Below are 25,232 nucleotides of genomic sequence, written 5' to 3' on the forward strand. Positions count from 1 at the left end.
TCAAACGAACAAATAGAGCAGATAGAATTTGCACTCAACCATCGTCCTAGAAAAACACTAGGTTGGTATACGCCTAGTGAAGTTATGGCTGGTTTTTATACTGTTGCACTTGCCGCTTGAATCCGCCCATCAAAAAGAATCCAGTTGGCTTTACTTTGATTGATTCACTTTTAGCATGCCTATCCGCTACAATCCAACAAAACCAAGTAAAATGGTTGGAAATTGCAGATATCTCTTCGATCTTCTCGGCAGAGTGCTTAACCTTAAGCGAAAACCCCGTTAAACTATGCCATTCGGATATCTATCTATAGTTTTGGAGTAACCTATGTCGTGGCTTTCTTCGCTCAAATCGGTCTTTTCACCTTCGCAGGAGGTGAACGAAGAAGCTGTGCAAAAAGTATTGCAAAACTATCTGTTGCCAAATTCAAATGATCCGCTCAAACAGCGTATTACTCAGGTCAATGTTCAAGCTGAGATCCTACAAATCACCTTAAATACTTATCCTGAAGAAAAACAAGATCTGCAACAAATCCATGATGAACTGGCGCAAGCTTTGCAAAAATGTGGTATTCAAGAACTGAATATGCATGTGATTCAGCAAAAAACTGGGCCTAAAAGTCATAAATCGGATGGCTGCGGGCATAAGCATGCCAAAGGTGAAAGCTGTTCCAGTCAGCCTAAAGCAGAAGCAAAACCCAATCTTCCCCCTGTGGTGGATGCCTCCGCCCAGCCTGCAAAACAAGAAGAAGCTGATCCCAATAATCCACCGATTCAAAAAGCTGCACCTCAGCAACGTGATGTACCAAAACATCCACGTATTCAAAATGTGATTCTGGTGTCATCCGGCAAGGGCGGTGTAGGTAAATCGACGACTACAGTGAATCTGGCACTGGCTCTGCAAAAATTAGGCTTAAAGGTCGGTGTGCTGGATGCCGATATTTATGGTCCGAGTATTCCGACCATGCTCGGTAATGCGGGCAAAACGCCGATGATCGAAGCGGAACAGTTTGTCCCTATCGAAGCCTATGGAATGGCAGTGTTATCGATTGGCCATTTAACTGGTGATCACAATACTCCAGTGGCTTGGCGTGGACCGAAAGCCACCGGTGCATTGATGCAATTATTTAACCAGACCTTATGGCCAGATCTTGATGTTCTGATGATTGATATGCCACCCGGTACAGGGGATATCCAGTTGACGTTGGCACAGCGCATTCCGGTAACCGGGGCAGTGATTGTCACCACACCACAAAACGTGGCCCTACTCGATGCGACCAAAGGCATTGAACTGTTTAACCGTGTGCAAATTCCGATCATGGGCGTGATTGAAAATATGTCGACCCATATCTGTTCAAATTGTGGTTTTGAAGAACAGATTTTTGGCACAGGCGGTGGAGATAAACTGTCTGAGCAATATCATATTCCATTATTGGGTCGCTTACCTTTAGATGCTGAAATTCGTGAAAATGCCGATGCTGGCACACCTTCAGTCATTGCCGGAGATGATGCAGCCGAAAGCTATATGCTGATTGCAGAAAAAATTGCAGCGCAGCTACCTAAGGCCGAAAAAGATCAGAGCCGAATTTTCTAATTGACCCATTAAATAGAGAGTTCACATATTTAAGCCCTAATTCAAGTTAGGGCTTTTTTATTAATAATTCATGGAAATAAACAGCTTTAAATTAAGAAAATTGACTGAAATGACTGTTGCGTATTGGTTCCCAAAATGGTTTCAAGTGATTGAATTAAATTGATTTAATTCAGTGTGAATTCTGATTATATGTTCTCTTACAATTATTTTTTTGCAGCATTGACCGAACTATTCTATGCTACGCGGATTAGAGCGAGGTCAAACTATGATTTCATGGTTTTTTATTGGTTTAGTGGCAACCATTCTTTTAACACCAGGCCCAACCAATACCTTATTGGCATCTTCAGGCATACAGGTCGGATTTAAAAAAACATTTCGTTTAATTCCTGCTGAAGCCTTTGGCTATCTGATTGCCATTAGCTTTTGGGGCATTCTGATCGGAAAAATTTCCGTTCATCTTCCGCTTTTGCCGACCATTCTCAAGCTGTTTAGTGCCGGCTATATCCTTTTTCTGGCTGTGAAATTATGGCGCACGGCAGAACTCAGTGAAAATTTTGAAAATGTCTCGATTCGTGCACGAGAACTATTTCTGGCAACCTTGTTAAATCCTAAAGCACTTTTATTTGCTTCAGCGATCTTTCCGGTGATTGTCTGGAAAAGCAGTCAGCACTATGTGACTCATATGTTAGTATTCCTGGTTTTGCTGATTCCGATTGCATTCTTCTGGACTTTCCTCGGCTCAATACTGGCTAGAAAAAACAGTCGCTGGCTCAATCAAAAAAACCTGCAAAAAACCGCATCACTGGTGTTAATGAGCTTTTCGATTCCTTTAAGCTATTCTGCACTTTTAAGTTTATAAGCTGATATCCATCAGCAATTTTTTATCCACTTTGGCTGCAAGCACTTCACTTATTTTCATTGAGGGCAATTTCAGTTAAAGTACGTCGCAATAACTTGTTCTTAAGATTTTTGGATTATATCAATGGCAATTAAGTCTGATCGTTGGATTCGCGAAATGAGCGAAAAACACGGCATGATTGAACCGTATGCAGAAAACCAGGTACGTTTGGATGAAAATGGTCAAAAGCTGATTTCGTATGGCGTATCGAGCTATGGTTATGACGTGCGTTGTGCACGGGAATTTAAAGTATTTACCAATGTGCATTCTGCAATTGTCGATCCGAAGAACTTTGATGAACGCAGCTTTATTGATATTGAATCGGATGTTTGTATTATTCCACCGAACTCATTTGCATTGGCCCGTACCATCGAGTATTTCCGTATTCCACGTAATGTACTGACGGTTTGCCTGGGCAAGTCGACTTATGCGCGTTGCGGTATCATTGTCAACGTCACTCCGCTTGAGCCAGAGTGGGAAGGTCATGTAACTTTAGAGTTCTCGAATACCACCAACCTTCCTGCGCGTATTTATGCAGGGGAAGGCGTCGCACAAATGCTATTTTTTGAGTCTGATGAAGTGTGTGAAACCTCATATAAAGATCGTGGTGGTAAATATCAGGGGCAGACCGGCGTTACTTTGCCGAAGACCTAATGCTTTAACGTATTGAATAACGGGACTTTATGTCCCGTTTATTTTTTTGAAATTTTCATTCATCGGAAACTGCGATTTTTCGCCTAATTGGCTTTGGCATCTAAATTAAAAATCAGCATAATAGATTCCGCATAACCATAAAAAAGATGCAATGCATCATAAAAATAAAGTTTGGCGGCTGGGAAGCTGAAGCATAAAGGTGCGGAGCATCGGATAAAAAGGAAAGAGCGGGATGACTCAGATAAAAGACATATTAAGATTTCGCAAAAGTTATTTGGCGATGACCATTGGCTTAAGCCTGTTGCCTTCTGCACATGCGATGCAGGAATTATCAGATTCTTCTCTTTCTGACACCACAGGTGAAGGTGTTGCACTTGTTCTTGACGACTTCAAAATGGTATTTCAAGGTCCTAAAGATATTTCTGCTGGTTCTAGTTATGCCAGACGCATTGAAAATCCGGGACAGGCGGATACGGGTTTTATTCGCATTATTCCAACTGGTGAAAACTATGAAAAGCTAGGGGAGCGAATTTATAATAAAACATATGATTTAGCATATACCAATGCTTATTTGGGAGCTCAAGCTTCAACAGGTTATGCTACAATTTATAAAGACACATATGACCCTATTTTTAATCCTAAATATACTGAATTAGAAACAAAATACACCAAAGATATTAAAGCGACGGAAGAAGCGAAACAACCTGCCCTTCGGTCTCAACTTGTTCAAGCCTATTATGACTCTGAGTTAATGCAACGGTATTATGAACAGCGTTATGATGATTATTATGATGGTGCAGGTAATACCTCACCAGGTATTAATTACTCACTCCAAAATGATGGGACAACTGCATATAAATTAACTCCATATCGCCCTAATAAGTCTAAAGAATATGCAGAAGCCAATACGCGGGAAATGATTGAGCTACTGTTTGGTAACAAGTTCGATCAATCACTTCCCGAATCAAAATTTATTAAAGATGAAAAGTTAAATACGACTATTAAAGATGAAGAGTTAAATACGACTATTGAAGATGAAGAGTTAAATACGACAGGCAGAACTAATGTTATCGACACTTCGGTAACAGACTATATACAATCACAAATCACTCAAAAAACAGATGCTGGAAAATTACAGGCAAAAACTGAGGCAGATGCACTTGCAGCACCAGAGGCAGAAAAGAAAAGATTAGAGCTATATCAGCAGCTTGTTACAGATGCGACCAAAATTGCCGAGGAAGAAGCTGCTAAGGCAAGCGTAGGAAAATTAAGAACAAAAGCAGATGTTTTCATTTATGGTCTGGCATTATCTAGAAGTGATGACTCACTGAGTACGCGATACAGTAACCAAGGCTTTAGTTGGGGATCAGCCGAGAATCCCTGGTTATTCCGTGCAGGAACTGAAAATGTCAAACAGTTTAAGGATGCCGCTAAAGATGTAGGCTATATTGCCTTGGAAGCTCCATTAAGCCCGATTACAGGCGTCGAAAGTGATAATAATATCAAATTAGGTTTCTGGAGTGATATTTTTGCGCGTGAGTTTAATTCCTCCAATGTTGTCGATCCTATAACCGGTGGGCCGACTTCGGGACTTGATAAAGAATACCGTTTGAGAACCCAATTTGTTGCCAATGGTCTAAGTTTTAATGGCTCACAAGTTCGGCTGTTTCAAACTTTAGAATCTGACAATAAGGATTATAATCAAACATTAGGTATGGCGAGTATTATTCGCTTAAATACGGATGATAACCCTTCGGCAACCGGTTATCTTGATACTCGCTTGTTATCAAGGCTTGATAAAATAAAAGATAAAACTGATGCGGAAATTGCGACACTACGGACCCTTACGAATGAACAATTACAAGCCCAGGGTTTAGATCGGGAGATGATCTCGGCAGAAAGTGTAACTTTAGCAAGAACATATGCTGGAAATACAGATTCTATCAATGCTCGTAATAATGCTCTAAACAGCAAAGGTATTCGTTTAAGCACTGCAGCAAAAACAGGTCCGCTTGATGGTGATGGCCCAACCCCGGCCTTGAATGGAAGTATTGCTCCAATCTTTCATGATTCTGAGGGTTTATATTTATATAGCCCAAATATTAACCTGGTGCTCGGTAATATGTATCAGCCTTTTGTGGTCGGTTCAGAAGGCAATAACATTATTTTAGAAGTGACACGTATTCCCAATATTGCTTCTATTTATAATCAAATTTATCAAAATTACGGTGGTGGACTCGGAACAACCGATTTAAAGGGTTCAACCTGTAATGTCTATAGCTGTGGTACACCAATTAAGAATAATGTTTCAGATACTACTGCACTTTATCAAGGGCGTAATGCAACACATAGTAGTATTGCCATAGGAACCACAGAGCGGATTCCGGGGACAAATATGCTGCGAGCTAAGGATGGTGTTGATTCAACCGGCATCGTATTTAAAAGTATTGATGGCTCAAGTAAAAACTTTGGTTCGGCAGTCATTGATGGTGTGCTGATTCAGCATCTAAAAATAAAAACCACAGGTCTGTAAGGGAGTACAAACATGTCCAAATTATTGACCCTCTGCACACTATTCTGTACTTCGATGTTCAGCTATGCCGGATTAGAGGTTCTGGATCAGCAAGCGTTAACGGATACCGTAGGACAGGGTGGAGCGGACCTGAACTGGACCTTATCCTTAAACCATATTTATGCTACCAATCTGACTAAAGATACAATCTCCAAACTGGGTAGCGATGGTAATCCTTTAGAAGTATTTTATGTGCTCGATCCGACCACTTGTGGGGCAAGCAGACAGTTTTGCCGATTAGCAATTGCACCGAATAATCATGTGGATACCAATGGAAATAAAAAGTGGTTAGTGTTTAAAGGTATTCAGGGCACAATTCAGATTGATAAGTTTTCAATTGATGGAACAACCATCATTAATCACCGTAATGAACCACAAACGGCCATGAACATCAGATTTTATGATGATCAACCTTTGAAGATCCGTAACTTAGGTTTTAATACAGTTTCTATCGAAACGGGCACAGGTGCTGGCGCCTTAGAAGGTTATGCCAATACAGGTGTTTATAGTACATATACAGGGCGTACCTATAGTGATGATGGGAAATATACAACTTCGTCACAAGATGTCCCATTATTCGATCAAGGTGCTGAAAAAGGTTTTATGGGATTGAATGTTCATGGCAATTTGCATATGTCTGGCGATTTAAAAATATTTGGTTATAACTGTACAGGTGGGGCACAAAGTCGTTGTTAATTGCAACGTAAAGTACAGCATAAGGATATAAAAATGAAAAAAACAACAATAAAGTTGAAGTTGCTAACGTTGTGCATGTGCCTTATTCAACAAGGTTATGCATTAGAAACCATTGAAGAGCAGGAATTGAGCGAGGTCACTGGACAGGATGGTATGGTGATTACCCATGAAATTTCTAAAGCCAGTATTGCTCAAGTCAATTGGTATGATCCCAATCCAGATGCCAGTACTAAAATGGGTTTAGGTCTACATAATGTTGAAATTATTGGAAAAGATAATAAGCCAATTATTAGTCAACTTGAAATAGATGTAGGTGCTACTTCACAAGGGGCAGGACTTCGGCTTGCTGCAAGTGTTTCACCATTTCAAGCCACTGCAGATTTAAAACTGGTAAAGACAGCCTGTACGACCAATCCATGTAGCCAGTCTGCGAATAGTATTCGGACTGCTGGCGTACAATCTAGTCAAAGTCTGGGTGCATTAGGGATTAGTACCTCTACGCCGCTTAGTGTTCTATTACAAACTACTGCAGGTTTATTTAATAAAGAAGCAATTGCCAGTATCGACTTTCAACTTAAAAATGCCACCATTAGTCATAAACTAGGTGAAAATAGCCTGATTTTAAATGACTTTAACTTTAATTTTGCGGGTCAGGGCTATATGTACATTGACCCCAATGAAGGTGTTGTACTCACCACCCGAAATGGCAATCAAGACCATTACGTGGATTTGAAACGTGTTGAAGATACCACTGATATTGCTGTTGGCCGGGTTAATCCCACCAATCCTGGCGTTAATATTGACTTGCGTTATAACACGCCAAATAACGAACGTAAAAATATTATGCGTCTTGGGGCTTCAGGTGCGGTGACCAATGCCAGATTATCCATGAATGCCGGTCAAACCCAGATTGGTACTTTTGATGTAAGTAACAAGTTAAATGGTGTTTTACAGCGTCAAGACAAAACTGCAGCAGGATATAGCGATCTGGTGGGTGAAGGGGGGTTGCATCTGGGCTTATCTGCCGACTTTACTGGTGCTGCTAGTGGTCACCCAAGCAACATGGCACCTACCGTGCTTGAAATTGGTCATACTGGCCATGGAAGCTATGCAGTCCAATTCTCCAATATTAGGCCCCTGACAACACGGAATGCTGATGGAAATTTACATGGTAAAAATGCCTATATCGATTTTGGTGATATTTATATAAATACTATTACGGCTAAAAGTCTCGATTTTATCATCAATGAAAATATGCGAAAAACCTTGGGGCATAGTAGTGATGTACTGAAACAGACACTGAGTACAGCAGGAGATGGAGAGGATTTTGCTTTTATTGCAGTACGAGGAATGGACTTTCAGGCAATTGCTGCGAAAGCACGTTTTATTTCAGATAACTCCTTGACAGAACTTGGTGGGGATGGCGGTTCATGGGGGATTGGTATTCCTATTTATAATTTAAATGCCAATGTCGCGTTGTCTGGAACAACTTATGGAACAGATAATAAGCAGGCAATTGCTTATAACATCATGGCCTCTACTGAAGGATACGGGGTCGACAAGAAAACCGGTCTGCCAAGTACAACTTCAATTATATTGATTGATGGTCAGGACGGTGTACAGGGTGAAGCTGTTAACTATTATGCAGGCTTTAGAAATATCGATGCTTTAATTAAATCTGAAGGGATTATTGGCTATGAAGATGAAGGGATTTATATTCGTGCCGATAAATTACTGATTGCAGCAAAAGCAGAGCTCGCAATGGGGCAATTACCAGGATCTAAATATAACTGTAGCACTGCATCAGTCAGTAAATGCGGAGGCTATGTGCCTCACGATAACTTTTCTAAACGTGATGATGTACTGACCAATATTGCCTTTAAGCTCGATGGAAATGGTGAGCTTCTGATTATTCCTGGGGTAGATCCAACCGCAAGTTCACCAGATACCAACTTTTTGTCATTTGATGCAAACTTTAAATTTAGGCCACTCACATCAGAAGAAAGTGCAGATAAAGCTAATCTGGGTAGCTACTTCAGTATCTCCAATGAAGATATTGATTTAACAACAGGAGCATTAAACGTTTCTTCGATCAACTTTAACCGGATGGAAGGTCATTTGGGTGTTAATGGGAAAGTTCGTGTCAGTGCTGATACCGTAACGTTGGATAATCAAGTCAAACTCAATTATGAAAATAATATCGCGACACCATTTAAAACCAATTTTGCGATGGCGACCAATGGCAATATGCAAAACATGGCAAGTATTGCTATTACTGGCGGTACTTTGCGCAGCACAATGGGTATCACGCCACGCTAATAAGAATATAAGGACGATAAAATGAAAAAAGCACTTTTGAGTAGTATGGTTGTAGGAATGTGTGTGTTTACACCATACAGTTTTGCAATGACTACCTTAAATGATGAAGAGCTGTCCGATGTGGAAGGTCAGGCACTTCTTTCGATGGAAGTACAGAGAGGTTATAACCAAGCCGATGATCTTGGTACTAACTATGATCAGTCCAATATTTCATTTTATAAATTAGGATTAGAAGCCGAGATGGAGATCAATACCAATATCAAAAAGCTACAACTTGGTTGTGGAGGTATTAATGGTGCGACAGGCTGTGATATTGATATTGATCATATTGCTCTAAGTGGGCTGCCTACGAATTCGAACTATACATCCAATGATCGTGCAGGCAGTTCAGCATTGATTACCAATCCATTTCTTCAATTTGCAATTAAAAATCCAAATCAGGCATCTACTCGTGAAGTACTGGGCTTTCGCTTGAGTGCTGAAAAAATTCAGGGTCTTTTGACTTTAGGTACTGAAAATAGCAATACACCCAACGGTATTAACAGTTTCAGTGGGTATATGAAGACTAAAGCAGCATCCGGTGTGGCGAATACAGCTTCTCGTATTATGGATTATGCAGCTACAGGTCAAATGATTGAAGGTACTGTGAGAGGGAAATTAGGTAGTTTAACTTTACCTCTCGATTTACATTATAAATCAGATGATTATAGTTTTACTTTGCAGGAATCAACTGCACCTTTTACTATCCCTGCTACCATTGTTTCAGGTACTCGTATGAAAGAGGTGGTGTTAAAAGGTACAGGGACAGTTGATCGAATCGACTTTAATGGTCCATTAGAAGCACAGCTTTTAGGGGGGCTATTAAATCTTGATAAAGAAATTACAGGGTATTTAACAGGTCTAAAAACAGATATTACGGTAAATCAAAACCTTGGTCTAATTCACGCCTTATATTTGAATAACCCTGCATCATTATCGCTGCAATCACAAAAGATTTTATGGCCAGGTGCAGCTGTGGGAGCTAACCAAGGGTGGTGGATGTCTATGGAAGATGAAGTGGATTTAGGCAGTATTTCTCCAACGGATAAAGTGCAGATTACCGATGCTGTATTAAAACAAACTATCGCCGGGATTAATCACGATTTAACAAATAACATTCGTATTTGTGGTGGTATTATTAGTGGGTGTATTGCTGGTGGTTCTCTAGACGTAAGTGAAATCAAAAACCCCACCTTAATTGATTTTCCATTAAATAACCTAAAACTGGCAGGCCAGAACTTTCAACCGAACTGCTTCGGTGGACATAAATTCTGTTAAGTTAAAAAAAACAAAAAATCCCGCACTTGACGGGATTTTTTATTAAGAAAGCAAAATTATTTAGCGATTTTAGCCAACAACTCTTCTTTGGAAATATTTACAGATTCAGCATCACGGCGACCTTTATATTCAAAAGTACCTGCATCCAAGCCTTTTTCACCAATCACAATACGGTGTGGAATACCGGTCAACTCAAGGTCAGAAAATTTAACGCCTGGACGTTCGTTACGATCATCTAGAATTACGTCATAACCCGCAGCAGTGAGTTCAGCATAAAGCGCTTCAGCTGCTTCTACTGTGCGTGGTGATTTATGTGCATTCATCGGTACAATGGCCACTTCAAACGGGGCAATGGCAGTTGGCCAAATAATGCCTTTCTCGTCAAAGTTTTGTTCAATGGCAGACGCAACCACACGTGTTACCCCAATACCATAGCAACCCATGGTCACAGTGAATGGTTTGCCATCTTCACCCAAGACTTTACAGCCCAATGCTTCAGAGTATTTCTGACCCAACTGGAAGATATGACCCACTTCGATACCACGTTTGATTTGCAGTGTACCTTTGCCATCTGGAGAAGGGTCACCTTCAACCACGTTACGTAAGTCATAAACTTCAGTGAACTGTGCATCACGTTCCCAGTTTACACCTGTTGCGTGTTGATCTGCTGCATTTGCACCCGCAACAAAATCAGACAATACCGATGCTGCACGATCAACAATAACGGTGATACCTTTTTCGACCAGACCTTGAGGACCGACAAAGCCAGCAGTTAAGCCAAGTGCTTGAAGTTGTTCTTCAGTAGCAAATGTCAAAGGTGCAGCAATTAAAGGATGTTTTTCAGCTTTAATTTCATTCAGTTCATGATCGCCACGAAGGAATAAAGCAACCACAGGAACAGAACCATCCTCTTTTACAATGCCTTGAACAAGCAATGCTTTTACTGAATGGGCAGGATCAGTACCCAAGAATGCTGATACATCCGCAATGGTTTTTTGATGTGGTGTTTCTACCCGTTTAAGTTCTTGTGTGGGTGCCGCACGCTCACCGACAAGTACTGCTTCTGCCATTTCAATATTGGCTGCATAGTCAGATTCAGTCGAGAAAGCGATATCATCTTCACCGCTTGAAGCCAGCACATGGAATTCGTGAGAACCCGAACCACCGATTGAACCGGTATCTGCTTGAACCGGACGGAAATCTAAACCAAGACGGGTGAAGATTTTGCAGTAGGCTGCATACATGTCGTCGTAGGTTTGTTGCAGTGATTCCTGGTTAGCATGGAAAGAGTAGGCATCTTTCATAATGAATTCACGTGAACGCATCACACCAAAACGTGGACGGATTTCGTCACGGAATTTGGTTTGTACCTGGTAGAAGTTTGCAGGCAATTGCTTGTAGCTTTTTAATTCGTTACGTGCAAGGTCAGTGATCACTTCTTCATGCGTCGGACCCAGAACAAAAGGGTTGCCATGGCGGTCGTTGAAGCGTAAAAGTTCAGGGCCGTATTGTACATAACGACCTGATTCTTCCCATAAAGACGCAGGTTGAGTCACCGGCATATAGACCTGAAGTGAACCGACCTTGTCCATTTCTTCGCGAACGATCGCTTCAACTTTATTTAATACGCGAACGCCCATCGGCAACCAGGTGTACAGACCTGAAGCCAACTTACGAATCATACCGGCACGAAGCATCAACTGATGGGAAATAACCTCAGCATCGTTCGGGGTTTCTCTTAACGTTGCAAATAAAAAGCGACTCGCGCGCATGGAAACTGTCCTAAAAAATTAAGCGTTAAAGCAGAGATTATACAATAAAAAATGAGATGAGCATTTGGGAATGTCACCTCATTGTGTTGCATTAAATTATGCCATGATTTTACGCATCTGACGCAGCATAAAATTCTTAAAGTCATCCAGGTAGGTAAAGATCACGGGGACAACCACCAAAGTGAGCAGGGTTGAGGTGATCACCCCGCCAATCACGGCATGGGCCATCGGCGCACTTTGTTCACCGCCTTCACCCAGCCCTAAGGATAAGGGCACCATACCCATGACCATGGCGCTGGTGGTCATTAAAATGGGACGCAGTCGGGTTTTCCCCGCGGCAATAATCGCATCATAACGCTCTTCACCGCGATCCATGGCTTTTTTAATAAAGTCGATCAGCAGAATCGCATTCTTGGTCACCAGTCCCATTAGCATGATAATCCCGATAATCGAAAACAGGTTCATGGTGGAATTAAACAGGAACAGCGCCAGGAACACACCAATCAAGGATAATGGCAAGGAGGCCATAATCGCCGCAGGATGGATAAAGCTATTAAACTGTGAACCCAACACAATGTAGATAAACACAATCGACAGGGTGATGGCGGTCAGGGCATAGCCTGCGGATTCTGCCATATCGGCATTTGAACCTTGGGTATCAAAGCTATAACCTGGCGGCATATCAAAATTGGCTTGTAGCCGGCTGATATCCGTGCCGATATCTCCTGTAGGACGACCAGCGGTATTGGCTTCTATCAGAACTTCACGTGCCAGATCACGGCGGTTAATTTGTGAAGCACCGAGTTTTTCTTCAAACTTGGCCACACTCGAAAGTGGAATCAGAATCGGCTGATGATTGGCATCGGTTTTATTTGAAGTGATATACATGTTCTGTAAATCACGTGGCAAGCTGCGCTGGTCTTCCGTCAGGCGCAAATTCACATCATAAGTTTCGCCTTTTTCATCCTGCCAGGTGGTGACATCATCACCGGCAATCAGTGGACGAACCACATTGGCAATCTGATTCACGGATAATCCTAAATCACTGGCCAAGACACGATTGATCTGCACGCCGAGTGTCGGCTTGGGTTCTTTCAGTGAGGTTTCCAAATCGACAATACCGTCAATCTTGGCAATCTCTGTCATAAAACGATCGGAAATTTTTTGCAGTTCATCCAGGTCGGGGCCCTTGATCGAGATCATAATTGGCTTTTGACCACCCGAAACGGTTTCATCGGCAGATGCAACCGAGGTAATACTGATCCCGGCAACCGATTGCAGGCGTTGTCGAAACTCATTGTTGAGCTCGGTCAGGCTTTTTTCGCGTTCGATCCGTGGTGTCACGGTCACTCGCAGGCTGACGTGGTTTTTACCACGGTCAGTTACACCATTAATTACGCCATAAGTTGCTTTAACATCAGGGTGTTGACGGATAATATGATCGACTTGTTGCAGTTTGGCTTGTGAGTATTCAAGCGAAGAATCTACCGGTGTTTCAAACTTAATGCGGATTTCGCCTTTGTCAGGAACCGGTACAAATTCGGTGCCAATCAGTTTCGATAATCCCAAGGCACCAAATAATGAAGCTACGGCAATCATTAAGGTAATGAATCTGAAGCGCAGCGCCAGTTTGAGCAGCTTTTCATAGACATGGCTTAAATTGTCCAGCTTGCCAGAAATCCAGCTAAAGAAACGTTTCACCCGTCCGGGTCTTTTATTTGGATCTTTTTTCTTTTCGGCCCAATGTGCAGAAAGCATCGGATCTAAAGTAAAACTAACAAACATCGAAATCAGCACAGCCACACTAACTGTAACCCCGAACTGATAAAAGAAACGACCAATAATCCCGCCCATAAAGGCCACCGGCAGAAACACGGCGACAATGGTCAGGGTGGTGGCCAGAACAGCTAAACCAATTTCTTTGGTGCCATCCAGTGCGGCAGTCACATGATCTTTGCCCATGTCGGCATGCCGGACAATATTTTCACGGACCACAATCGCATCATCAATTAACAGGCCAATACTCAAGGATAGCGCCAGCAAGGTCATCATGTTGATACTGAAGCCAAAGGCCCAGATGAAGGTCAAAGTACCTAATAAGGCGATCGGCAAAGTCAAACCGGTAATCACAGTGGAGCGGAATGAACCGAGGAATAGCAGAACAATCAGTACGGCAAGTACCGCACCTTCAATAATGGTGCGGGCTACATCGCCAATGGTGCCCCGGATACTTTTGGAAGAATCCACTACCACTTGCAAGGTCGTCCCCTGAGGAAGCTGGGTCTCAATACTTTCTAAAGTTTTGTAAGTTCTATCGACCACCTCAATCACGTTAGAGTCCGAGCTACGCAGGATATCAATCGCAACTGCGGTTTTGCCATTTAAAAAGGCGGCAGATTCTAGTTCTGCCTGACTGTCTTGGATCTCTGCGACTTGTCTCAGGAAAATTGGTACGCCATTTTTATTGGCGATGATGAGATCGCCGAAGGCCAGCGGATGCAGCACTTTGGAATTGATCTCAATCACCAGTTCCGAGTTGCCAGATTTGAGTGTGCCGCCTGGAACTTTAATATTTTCAGCCTTTAAGGTATTGATGACACTGTCTACACCAAGGCTAAAAGCTTGCAGTTTTTGCGGTTCTACCTGAATCCGGATCTGGCGCTGTGCATCGCCGAGTAAATTCACCGTTCCCACGCCGGCAACGGTGCGCAGTTGGGGTACAATCCGCTGATCCAGATAAGAACTGAGTGCTTTGATATCCATGTTATTGGATTCAAATACGATCGACATGACCGCATTGGCGGTTGGATCATAACGTTCGACAATCGGATCCTGAATTTCATCACGAAATTCAGCAGTTACCGAGGCAATTTTATCCCGTACATCCTGAGCGGCCGTGGTAGAAGGTACGTCCAGATTAAACTCAGTGGTGATCATCGACAGGCCTTCACTGGACTGTGAAATCACCTGTTTTAAACCAGAAATGGTATTGATCTGATCTTCGAGTTTCTTGGTTATTTCTGACTCGACCGTTTCTGGAGAAGCGCCCGGGTAGTTGGTATACACCACCACAAAGGGAAAATCGACATCGGGAAATTCTTCAACGCCCATCCGCTGCCAGGAAGCCAGTCCCAATACCATCAGACAGAACATCATCATGATGGTGAAAACTGGATACTTCACACTAATTCGGGTAAACCACATGTCAATGATCCTGTGTGAGGCGCTTTAGTTCGAGCGAAGTGTGACAGTTTTTTGTAGATCGGCTTCGCTAAATTTAATTCGGCTGACCCGATCGGTGCTTTCCAATCCTTTGACCACCGCAATATTGTCGTTATAGCGCTGTTCCAGTACCTGCACATTGACCTTGATAAGTTTATTCTGGCGAATCACCCAGACATAGGGTTTGTTCTGGATATCCTGCAGCGTATCTAAGGGAATAATCTGCCCACTGATTTGGCGTGAACTCAAAATATTGCCTTCTACAAAGGAACCGATACTTAAAGAAGGAATCGTTTCATTCGGTGTAGCAAAGAATTCGATCTGGCGACTGGCCTGATCGGCGATCGGGGAAATCCGGCTCATCACTGCAGTGAGCCGATTGGGATTGCCTTGAATGCTGTATTCGACTTGACTGCCTAGCCTTAAGTTTGATTGTAGGTCACTAGGCACGCGTGCCTGAATTTCCAGCTGTTTAGGATCAACAATTTCAAACAGGGTTTGTCCAATCGACACGGTCTGGCCAGGTTCCACCTGACGCTGGGTAATCACGCCACTGATCGGACTGGTCATGGTTCCGTCACGATCTGCTTTCTCGGCAATATCGACATTGGCTTGCTGGGCACGTACATTTTCCAGCTGTGCCTGATAATCGACCTGACTCTGTTCATATTCTACTTTTGAAATAAAGCCCTGATCGAGTAGACGCTTTTTACGTTGCATCATGTTTCGAGCCTGATTGGCCTGAGCTTGGGTAGAGGCCAGATTGGCACGTGCCTGTGCCAGTCGGGCAGCATTGTCCTGATTGTTTAGCCGTACCAGCACCTGACCTTTGGAGACGGTCTGACCGACTTGGGCATTGACACTGGTGGCGGTGGCAGACACCTGTGCCTGAATACTGCTTTGATTGACAGCCCGAATCGTGCCGGTAAACGCTGTTTTTTGAACTGAGTTGCCGGACTGTACTGCAATCAGGTCTTGAGGAATGACTTCAATGGATTTGGGTGTTTCGGCTTGCTGTACGGGTTCATTTTTATCACAAGCCACTAATAACATATTTAAGCAAAGTGCACTCATGATTAGGATAGAGCGCGGAGAAGGCATATTTAAACCATGAGCATGTGGTGCAGTTTGCATAAGAGTCCTTACAGCTTATTGTGGTTTAAAACCAAAACAAGCTATCTGTATTTATTCAAGTGCTTTTAAACGGGCGATAATTTTGTCGTATTCTGCTTCCAGATTTCGATAGCGACTTTGTAAAGATTGAATATTTTCTTTTTGGGAAATGAGATTTTTATGATTATTCTCAAGTGTGGTTTTCAGGTGTGCCGGTGGAGCCTTACCTTTACGTAAATATTCACGTTCTTGGCGTACAAACATCACTCGATCTTTTTGCAATTGCTTCATTTGTTCTTGCTGAAAATCAATTTGCTTTTTTAACTGTAGCAGACTGTCATTTTTTTTCTGTAAGGCGGTCTGACTATTGTTGTACGCTCGCTTCAGTCTATTGTCTTCAGCGATCCGCTTGGCCTGTTGAGCACGTTGGGGAGCCTGTCTGATATCGGCTTCGGCATTATAAGGACGAGCACGTTTAATGACCTGCATATTCTGGTCAAGCGCTTCATAACCGTAACGGATATGATTGGGCGTCACATTAGTGCTGATATTGGCCACGCCTTTACTATCATAATAGCGGTACCAAGTGGCCTTTTGCTGGATTTGGTTATTGTTGGCACAAGCTAAGGTCACCTGTAATAGTAACAGCACAGCAACAATGAATTGACCAGTCATTTTATTTTTATCAATGACAGCAAGTTTTTCTGAAAACTGACCCATCATTGGCTCCCTAAATTTAAAGTTGACTAAATTACTTATTTTAAAGTAATAATCTTGTTATATTAGACTTAAATTTACGAATTAAAAACTACCGTTAGTCAAAAAAAAAACATCGGCGTGGGTAAAATGTGAAGCTGTTGTTAAAAATAACTGATTTTGTCTACTTGTGTAGAAAATGTTCGTTGATAATACAAGTGACTTTATGTTAAAAATGTTTATCGATCGTAATAAAATAATCCTATGAGCCTTATGGCATAATAGTTTCTAAAATGGGAAGGGTTAAACAAATGGACGATAAATTCCAAAATCTAAAAGTTATGGTTATTGATGACTCAAAGACCATTCGTCGTACCGCGGAAACTCTTCTTCAGCGCGAAGGTTATGAAGTGATTACTGCCGTCGACGGATTTGAAGCTTTGTCAAAAATTGCCGAAGCAAATCCAGATATCGTGTTTGTAGACATCATGATGCCGCGTCTAGATGGCTATCAAACTTGCGCGTTAATTAAAAATTCTCAGAATTACCAGAATATTCCTGTGATTATGCTATCAAGTAAAGATGGTTTATTTGATCAGGCCAAAGGTCGTGTTGTGGGTTCAGATGAATACCTGACCAAACCTTTTAGTAAAGATGAATTGCTGAACGCAATCCGTAACCATATTAGTGCTTAATATTTGATTTTTTTTTTGGGGAATTGGCATGGCACGTATCCTAATTGTGGATGACTCACCGACAGAAACTTTTCGCTTTAGAGAAATTCTTTCTAAACATGGCTTTGAGGTGATTGAAGCAGCCAATGGGGCCGATGGCGTCACCATGGCACAGGCTGAATTGCCTGATCTGGTCCTGATGGACGTTGTGATGCCGGGCGTAAACGGATTCCAGGCGACCCGTCAGATTGCGCGTGGGGCGACCACCAAACACATTCCAATTGTGATTGTCAGTACCAAAGATCAGGCCACTGACCGCGTGTGGGGCAAGCGTCAGGGTGCAGCAGACTATCTAACAAAACCAGTAGATGAAAAACAATTAATAGAAGTAATTAAGCAACACCTCAATGCAGGATAAGCTCTATGGCAGCAAATGGATTTATCGAATTGCTTCGCATTGCGAAACGGGGAAATAAAAACTACGTTTCCAATGACAATGAAGTGAACCGATGGTCGGGCATTGCTTTTGAGATGATGGGGCAATATTTTGTTGCTCCGCTGGGGGAAGTATCAGAAGTGATTTATCCCCCAAAATATACGCCGGTACCCAAGACACAAGCATGGGTGTTGGGTCTGGCGAATATCCGGGGAAGATTGTTATCCGTTTCTGATCTCACTCAATACGTATCAGGGCATAGCAGTCAGTTTTCACCGACTCAAAAAGTATTGTGCATCAACCATAATGACCAGTATGTCGGTTTGGTCGTAGATCAAGTTTTGGGTATACAACATTTCAATAAGAAAAGTTTCTTTTCGAAGAAATCTGAATTAGATGAAAACTTACAAGAATACTGTCAAGGATTTTTTCATCAGCACAACCAGCAGTGGCATGTGTTCTTATTCAGTCGTCTGTTGCAAAATCCAAATTTTATGAACGCATCTATAAAATTTATAAATTAAATGTCGCGCACGAAAGTGATCAAGGCGTCAACCGGGGAGAGGCTGCATGGGCTTTAAACTTAAAAAGAAAAATACAGGTGAAAGCACTGGCCGCAAAGGCGGTAATGCTTTTTTCACTAAGATTCAATCGCAAATAGATCAATTATCACGTGTATTTGGTGATAGTGAAAAGTCAAAACCGCTGATCTATGGGGCAGCAGGCTGTCTTTTAGCCGCACTGATCACTTTATTATATCTTTTTTATAGTGTGCCACGTAGCAACGAACTCACTCAAAGTCTGGGTGATTTACGTCTCCTCTCGCAAACGATTTCGCGCCAAGCAACTGAAGCAACCGCTTCGGGTACACCGGAGGCAATGAAAAACCTAACTGACTCGCAAAAATCTTTTGCTGAGAACCTTGAAACAGTTAAAAATATTCATTCAGATAATGAGGCGCTACAAGCTGTTGATAAACAGTGGACAGAAGTTTCTAGCGGTATTGATCTGATTACCTCGCAACAAAAAATCATTAACCAGTTATACGACACCAACATTGCCATTGGTGAAGCAATTCCCGGGATTCAGGCGGAATATAACTTGATGGTTGACCAGATGGCGCGTCAAGATATGCCATCGAGCCAGGTGGTGATTGCCAAGAACCAGGTATTTATTGCAGAACGTATTTTACGTTCAATCAGTCTGGTATTGACGGGTAGTGATGGCTCTCGTGAATCGGCGGATGACTTTAGTGCCGATACCGAAACTTTCGGCTCTTATTTAAATGCACAATTGAATGGTTCTGTTGAACTGGGCGTACAGCGTATTGCTGATCCAGCAATGCGTGAATCTCTAGAAGGTATTAAGGCTGAATATGATGAAGTACTCGAATCAGCATCAGCAATTATTCTGAAGAACTCGACTGAAATTGTAAAAGTTCGTCAGGCCGCTGCATCTATTTTTGCCCAGTCTGATGTGCTTTTAGATAACCTGAACAAATTATCAGGTAACTCAGGTCTTAAAACCGTTATTCCAGCCATCCTGTTGATTGCCTTGTTACTTGGTTTCTTGCTTTGTGTATTCAAATTGCTTTCTTTACGTGGTGTATCGGATAAGCAGCGTGTAGGCCGTTTACAAGAAGAATATGACCGTAACCAGAATGCGATTTTACGTTTACTGGATGAAATCGCCGATCTTGCAGATGGTGATTTACGTTCATACGCAACAGTATCGGAAGACTTTACCGGTGCGATTGCCGACTCGATTAACTTTGCAATCGACCAGTTACGTGACCTGGTATCGCGTATTACTGAAACTTCGCAAGAAGTTGCGCAATATACCGCGACCACACAGGGCATTACCAACCAGTTGGCTGAAGCTTCTGAACATCAGGCTCAGGAAATTGCCGGTGCTTCTGCGGCAATTAACGAAATGGCCATGTCGATTGATCAGGTATCTGCCAACGCCGATGAATCTGCTGTGGTAGCAGACCGTTCGGTACAAATTGCTGCAAATGGTGCGGATGTCGTACAACGCTCGATTGAGGGGATGGACACGATTCGTGAACAGATTCAGGAAACCTCAAAACGTATTAAACGTCTGGGTGAATCTTCTCAGGAAATTGGTAACATCGTTGCCTTGATTAACGATATTGCCGACCAAACCAACATTTTGGCATTGAACGCAGCCATTCAGGCGTCGATGGCGGGTGAAGCCGGTCGTGGTTTCGCAGTTGTAGCCGATGAAGTACAGCGTCTTGCAGAACGTTCTGCGTCTGCAACCAAGCAGATTGAAGGCCTGGTAAAAACCATTCAGACCGATACCAACGAAGCGGTTATTTCGATGGAGCAAACTACAGCCGAGGTTGTACGTGGTGCGAACTTGTCTAAAGATGCCGGTGTGGCACTGGATGAGATTCAAACCGTATCGAATAACCTGGCGAAACTGATTGCGAACATTTCTGATGCAGCGAAACTGCAGTCTGCATCTGCAGGTCATATTGCGACCACGATGAACGTCGTACAGGAAATTACTTCGCAAACCACCAGTGCCACCTTCGATACAGCACGTTCGGTATCTGAACTGGCAAATATGGCCGATGCATTACGTGAATCTGTAGCTGACTTTAAACTACCAGAATAAAGTTAGAGATGATGGGGAGAATGTGCCTTAATTACGATTGAGGCACATTCAAAAAATACAGATAAAGCCTCGACAAGATGTACTTAACCTCAAACGTTAGGTATTGCGTGACGGTCACAATTAAGTTTGAGCGCCCTTCTTGGCGGCATAACGTAAGAAGCATAAGCTATGAAAGAAATATTAAAAAATTTAGTTGAAACGACAACGCTTCCTGAAGATAGTTATCTTGATCAAGATGCAGAAATTCTTGAAATTTTTGTTGAGGAAATCGAAGAAATCTTCGTTGAGTTAAATGCTTTATTTCCAGAATGGCTGGTCAATCCAGATCATCAGGAAAATCTGAAGACCATTCGCCGCCATTTTCATACCCTGAAAGGTTCAGGTCGTATGGTGGGGGCAAAATCGGCAGGGGAAATGGCCTGGGCAGTTGAAGATACCCTGAACCGGGTCTTGTCCGGTTCAATTCAGCTGACAGCGACGGTGCAAAAATTTGCCCAAGCGGTACTGAATGTCTATCAATATGCTTTATATCCAAAATTCAAACATGTACAGGAAATCGATCTCGACCTGCGTCCAATGCTGCTGTTGGGACAACAATTACAACAAAACCTTTCACCTGAACCTGCGCTAGAAGAATTATTAGCATTGGCCGATCATTTGACTGCCGAAGGTCAGACCACAGGGCTGGAAATTGCAGATCATGACCTAAGTGAATCTGCTGCTATTATCGAAACAGCGCCGGTAGAAGTAGCGGTTCGCACTGATATTGAAGAAACCGTGGCCATCTTCATTGAAGAAGCCGAAGAGCATCTGGAAACGATTGCCACCTTCCTGCGTACTGAAGATGAAAAATCACAAGATTATAATGCCCTGATTCGTGCCATTCACACCTTGCGTGGCAGTTCATCGATGGCGCAGATTGAACAGATTTTTGAAGCCAGCTCTAAAGTTGAACAGTTATTTAAAACCTTGCTACAAGATGAAATTGTCTCGACCTCAAAAGAAACAGCCTTACTGATTCAATATGCCGAATTTATCAGTGATTATGTGCATTTATTAGGTCAGGGGGATACCGAAAAACTAGATGCGGTCTATGCCACTTTTGAAGCAGTCTGGAGTGATTATGGCTTTGCGGTCACTGAATCAGATGCGGTTCAAACCCAAGGTCTGGTGTCCAAACTGGTTGAGCTGGATATTGACCTGTTGCTCGATGCTGAGTTTGAATTCGATAAACGCGCACAAGTCGATTATCCGGAATATATCCAGGCACTGAGTCAACAGGCTGCAGAATTACTGGCGCATACTGATAGCCGCGCGGCCAAAGGAATTCATGAATTCACGGCAGATCTGAAATCGGCTTATGATGCCCTGCTTAAAAAGCCGGTGCTGTTAAACAGCAATTATGCTTATGAACTGTTTGCACAGGCACATCAGGAATTTATTCATTTATTTGATACCCTGGCCGCAGGACAGCGCGTCATTCTGAATGATGACATCCAAAAAACTTTAAGTGAACTGTCGGCATTTGTACAACAGGATCTTGAGATCTTTGCTGAAGAGACTGAAAAGTCAGGCGTTGAGGCGACCACAGATACTCTCCCAACGGCTGACACCTTAAGCACAGGCAGCGTAGATTTCGCTGCCTTGAGCCAGCGTATTGCAGCCGATCGTCAACAGCGCGAGAGTGCTGAAACCAACCGTGATTTCGATGAAGAACTGTTAGGTATCTTTCTGGAAGAAGCGGATGAATTGCTGGCAGGTATTGATGAAGATCTGAATACCTGGAGCAAAAAACAGGATGATACGACTTCACTGAACAATCTGATGCGTCATTTGCATACCTTAAAAGGTGGTGCAAACATGATTGCGGCTTCGCATATCGGTTTGATTGCCCATGAACTGGAAAGTATTTATGAACGGGTGATCCGTCAGCAGATTGCCGTAACACCTGCTTTAATCCAGATTGTCCGTCTGGTACAGGATAACGTGTCCGACCGTATTCAGTCCATTCGAGATGATGGCATTGATTATCCGGCGACAGAAGCGGTGGCAATTTTACAAAATATTCAGGCACTACTTTCTGGGCAAACGTTGGCTGCTGTTGAAAGCACAACTGCTGAATTCAACGTGACCGCGTTAGAGATGCTATCGACTCCTGAAGTGCCATTCGAAGAATCAGTGGCGACAGAACAGCCTGCAATTGGTCTGGCTGAAACAGAAGAACAGGTTGAAAGCATAGCAATAGAATCTATTGAAGCTGCTGAGACTGAAGTTGAACGCTCTGAAGAAGATGAGCTGAAATCAATCGTTGAAGAAACCTTCCTCGAAGAGTCTGAAGAAATTCTGGCCAATGCAGAGAAGCTGCTCAATCAATGGTTTGATCAGCGTAGTGACCGTAGTTTATTACTTCAGTTACAACGTGCTGCCCACAGTATTAAAGGTGGTGCACGCATGATTGAAACTGAAGAGGTGGCCAGCATTGCCTATGAACTGGAAACCACTTTCGAGCAGTTTGCAGTTTATCAATTTAACTCGAATGCCTATGATGGCTTATTGCAGAAAACACTGGCCTGGTTAAAACAGGCAATTTTCCAGCGCGACTATAGCGGTTTTGAGCAGCTTCAAAGCAGTCTGAAAAAGATTGCTTATGTGGACGTCACTGCGCAATTGCCTGAGCGTCTGGCAAAAACAGAACATCTGGTGGTCAGTACCGACTTTGGTTTTGTTGAGGGTGATGGTACTGAACCGCCACAGATGATGGGTGAGTGGGCGAATACAGGCAGTAGCGATAGCAATAACGAGATGATTCGTATCTCTGCTGATCTGGTCGAGAAGATGATTGACCTGTCGGGTGAGAACTCGATTAACCGTTCGCGGATCGAGATGGATCTGGGTCAGCTTGGCAATACCCTGAACGAGATGGAACTGGCGATCAAACGACTTGCCGACCAGTTGCGTCGAATGGAAGGCGAGCTGGAATCACAGATTATTGCCAAACATGGTTCAGAAAATTCGCGCTATGCCGACTTCGATCCGCTGGAAATGGACCAGTATTCATCGTTGAACCAGTTATCTAAATCTCTGGCAGAATCGGCATCGGATCTGGTCGATTTCAAGAGCACCTTGGCCGACAAGATTCGTGAAACTGAAGGTTTATTATTACAACAATCGCGTATTCAGGCCGAGATTCAGGAAAGCCTGATGCGTACCCGTCTGGTGCCGTTTGACCGGATGTTGCCGCGTTTACAACGTATTGTGCGTCAAACCTCAACCACCTTGAACCGTCCTGCCGAACTGATTGTGCAGAATACTGAAGGTGAATTGGATCGTAATATTCTGGAACGTCTGGTTACGCCATTTGAACATATGTTGCGTAATGCGATTGACCACGGTCTGGAAGATACCGCAGATCGTCTGGCATTGAACAAGCCGGAAGTGGGTTCTATTGTATTGAACATCAGCCGCCAAGGAACCGATGTCATCGTTTCTTTCAGTGATGATGGCAAGGGGATCGATGCGGAGAAAATTCGTGAGAAAGCCCTCAGTCTGGATCTGATCAAAGCCGACCAGCCGATTGATCAGGATGAAATACTACAATATATCTTCCATCCTGGTTTCACTACCGCAAAAGCAGTCACCCAGATTTCTGGTCGTGGCGTTGGTCTGGACGTGGTACAAAGTGAAATCAAGTTGCTCGGTGGTCATGTTTCGGTCAGCTCGGAACTGGGTAAGGGCACGGTCTTTACGATTCGCGTACCGACGACAGTGGCCGTTAGTGATGCCTTGATGGTGAAAGCGGGCGATCAGCAATATGCAATTTCTCTGGCGCAGATTGACCGAATCGTGCGGATTGCGCCGACCACATTGGAAACTTACTTTAACAGTAAAGATGATTACTTCAAGATTGATGGTGAAAACTACAAGCTGCGTTATCTGTCGGAATTTGTCGGTACTCAGCCGATTCCACGTCTGAATAATGTCGGTCATTCATTGCCGGTGCTTCTGATTAAAGGCAACAGTGGCCAAACCATTGCCTTGCTGGTCGATCAACTGGTGGGTTCACGTGCACAGATTGTGGTGAAACCGATTGGACAGCAGTTTGCCAACATCGGGGTAGTGGCGGGTGCTACGATTCTGGGTGATGGTCAGGTCTGTCTGATTCTCGATGGCCAGAATATTGCGCGTCAGATTCAGGCGACACAGCGTGTGAAACAGATGCATGATCAGCGTGATGGTTCGCGTCATTCCAATGCACGTCGTCTGGTGATGATTGTCGATGACTCGGTGACAGTACGTAAGGTAACTTCGCGTCTGCTTGAACGTCAGGGCTATGACATTGTGACCGCCAAAGATGGTGTAGATGCGATCGAGCAGCTAGAAAATGTCAGACCAGATCTGATGCTGCTGGATATCGAAATGCCACGTATGGATGGTTTTGAAGTCACCAACCTGGTTCGTCACCATGATATTCACCGTGACTTGCCGATTATCATGATTACGTCGCGTACTGGTGAGAAACATCGTGAACGTGCATTCAGTCTGGGCGTGACCCACTATATGGGTAAACCGTTCCAGGAAGCTGAACTGCTGGCCAATATTCAACAATTAATTGCCGAAAAACAGGGGTAA

The 25,232-nt window shown here is 43.2% G+C and carries 16 protein-coding genes and 1 pseudogene; 13 read left to right on the top strand and 4 right to left on the bottom strand.

The annotated features are described in order from the left end of the window. From FTU45_RS08770 to FTU45_RS08805, 8 genes and pseudogenes are all read left to right on the top strand, one after another. Positions 1 to 120, top strand: a pseudogene (locus FTU45_RS08770) (IS30 family transposase); the annotation flags it as partial. Positions 121 to 325: 205 nt separating this feature from the next. After that, the gene (gene apbC, locus FTU45_RS08775) at positions 326 to 1,591 is read left to right on the top strand and encodes an iron-sulfur cluster carrier protein ApbC (RefSeq protein ID WP_074383443.1); all 1,266 of its coding nucleotides are present in this window, start codon (positions 326 to 328) and stop codon (positions 1,589 to 1,591) included. 265 nt (positions 1,592 to 1,856) lie between these two features. Beyond that, positions 1,857 to 2,450 carry a LysE family translocator gene (locus FTU45_RS08780; RefSeq protein ID WP_100329137.1) on the top strand — a complete coding sequence of 198 codons (594 nt, stop codon included), beginning with the start codon at positions 1,857 to 1,859 and terminating at the stop codon, positions 2,448 to 2,450. Between the two features lie 123 nt (positions 2,451 to 2,573). Further along, entirely contained in the window at positions 2,574 to 3,143 is a 570-nt protein-coding gene (gene dcd, locus FTU45_RS08785) for a dCTP deaminase (RefSeq protein ID WP_004280726.1), read from the top strand. Between the two features lie 232 nt (positions 3,144 to 3,375). Next, entirely contained in the window at positions 3,376 to 5,676 is a 2,301-nt protein-coding gene (locus FTU45_RS08790) for a hypothetical protein (protein ID WP_180076281.1), read from the top strand. Between the two features lie 12 nt (positions 5,677 to 5,688). Further along, complete coding sequence (locus tag FTU45_RS08795) at positions 5,689 to 6,411, top strand: hypothetical protein (protein WP_180076282.1); 723 nt, start codon at positions 5,689 to 5,691, stop codon at positions 6,409 to 6,411. A gap of 33 nt (positions 6,412 to 6,444) precedes the next feature. Beyond that, complete coding sequence (locus FTU45_RS08800) at positions 6,445 to 8,730, top strand: hypothetical protein (protein WP_180076283.1); 2,286 nt, start codon at positions 6,445 to 6,447, stop codon at positions 8,728 to 8,730. Between the two features lie 21 nt (positions 8,731 to 8,751). After that, entirely contained in the window at positions 8,752 to 10,047 is a 1,296-nt protein-coding gene (locus tag FTU45_RS08805) for a hypothetical protein (protein ID WP_005169682.1), read from the top strand. Between the two features lie 56 nt (positions 10,048 to 10,103). Here the strand turns inward: FTU45_RS08805 and FTU45_RS08810 are convergent, their stop codons facing one another. The 4 genes from FTU45_RS08810 to FTU45_RS08825 form a co-directional block, all read right to left on the bottom strand. Further along, entirely contained in the window at positions 10,104 to 11,819 is a 1,716-nt protein-coding gene (locus FTU45_RS08810; protein WP_180076284.1) for a proline--tRNA ligase, read from the bottom strand. 96 nt (positions 11,820 to 11,915) lie between these two features. Then, positions 11,916 to 15,023, bottom strand: coding sequence for an efflux RND transporter permease subunit (locus FTU45_RS08815; RefSeq protein ID WP_180076285.1), 3,108 nt, complete (start codon positions 15,021 to 15,023; stop codon positions 11,916 to 11,918). A 24-nt stretch (positions 15,024 to 15,047) separates the two neighbouring features. Next, positions 15,048 to 16,175, bottom strand: coding sequence for an efflux RND transporter periplasmic adaptor subunit (locus tag FTU45_RS08820; protein ID WP_180076286.1), 1,128 nt, complete (start codon positions 16,173 to 16,175; stop codon positions 15,048 to 15,050). A 51-nt stretch (positions 16,176 to 16,226) separates the two neighbouring features. Beyond that, complete coding sequence (locus FTU45_RS08825) at positions 16,227 to 16,874, bottom strand: hypothetical protein (protein WP_005097852.1); 648 nt, start codon at positions 16,872 to 16,874, stop codon at positions 16,227 to 16,229. 287 nt (positions 16,875 to 17,161) lie between these two features. On the opposite strand from FTU45_RS08825, the gene pilG reads away from it, so the two are divergent. The 5 genes from pilG to FTU45_RS08850 all read left to right on the top strand — a co-directional run bounded on the left by pilG (position 17,162) and on the right by FTU45_RS08850 (position 25,232). Then, a complete protein-coding gene (gene pilG / locus FTU45_RS08830) occupies positions 17,162 to 17,545 on the top strand; it encodes a twitching motility response regulator PilG (RefSeq protein WP_005097851.1) in 384 nt (127 codons plus the stop codon). A 28-nt stretch (positions 17,546 to 17,573) separates the two neighbouring features. Next, positions 17,574 to 17,942, top strand: coding sequence for a response regulator (locus FTU45_RS08835; RefSeq protein ID WP_005097847.1), 369 nt, complete (start codon positions 17,574 to 17,576; stop codon positions 17,940 to 17,942). Between the two features lie 5 nt (positions 17,943 to 17,947). Then, on the top strand, positions 17,948 to 18,484 hold the full coding sequence (locus FTU45_RS08840; RefSeq protein ID WP_005097846.1) for a chemotaxis protein CheW: 537 nt from the start codon (positions 17,948 to 17,950) through the stop codon (positions 18,482 to 18,484). A gap of 46 nt (positions 18,485 to 18,530) precedes the next feature. Further along, positions 18,531 to 20,603 carry a methyl-accepting chemotaxis protein gene (locus tag FTU45_RS08845; RefSeq protein WP_005097845.1) on the top strand — a complete coding sequence of 691 codons (2,073 nt, stop codon included), beginning with the start codon at positions 18,531 to 18,533 and terminating at the stop codon, positions 20,601 to 20,603. Positions 20,604 to 20,771: 168 nt separating this feature from the next. Then, positions 20,772 to 25,232 carry an Hpt domain-containing protein gene (locus FTU45_RS08850; RefSeq protein ID WP_180076287.1) on the top strand — a complete coding sequence of 1,487 codons (4,461 nt, stop codon included), beginning with the start codon at positions 20,772 to 20,774 and terminating at the stop codon, positions 25,230 to 25,232.

Origin of the sequence: Acinetobacter sp. YH12106, assembly GCF_013418995.1 — a bacterium.
GTDB classification, from domain to species: Bacteria; Pseudomonadota; Gammaproteobacteria; order Pseudomonadales; family Moraxellaceae; genus Acinetobacter; species Acinetobacter pseudolwoffii.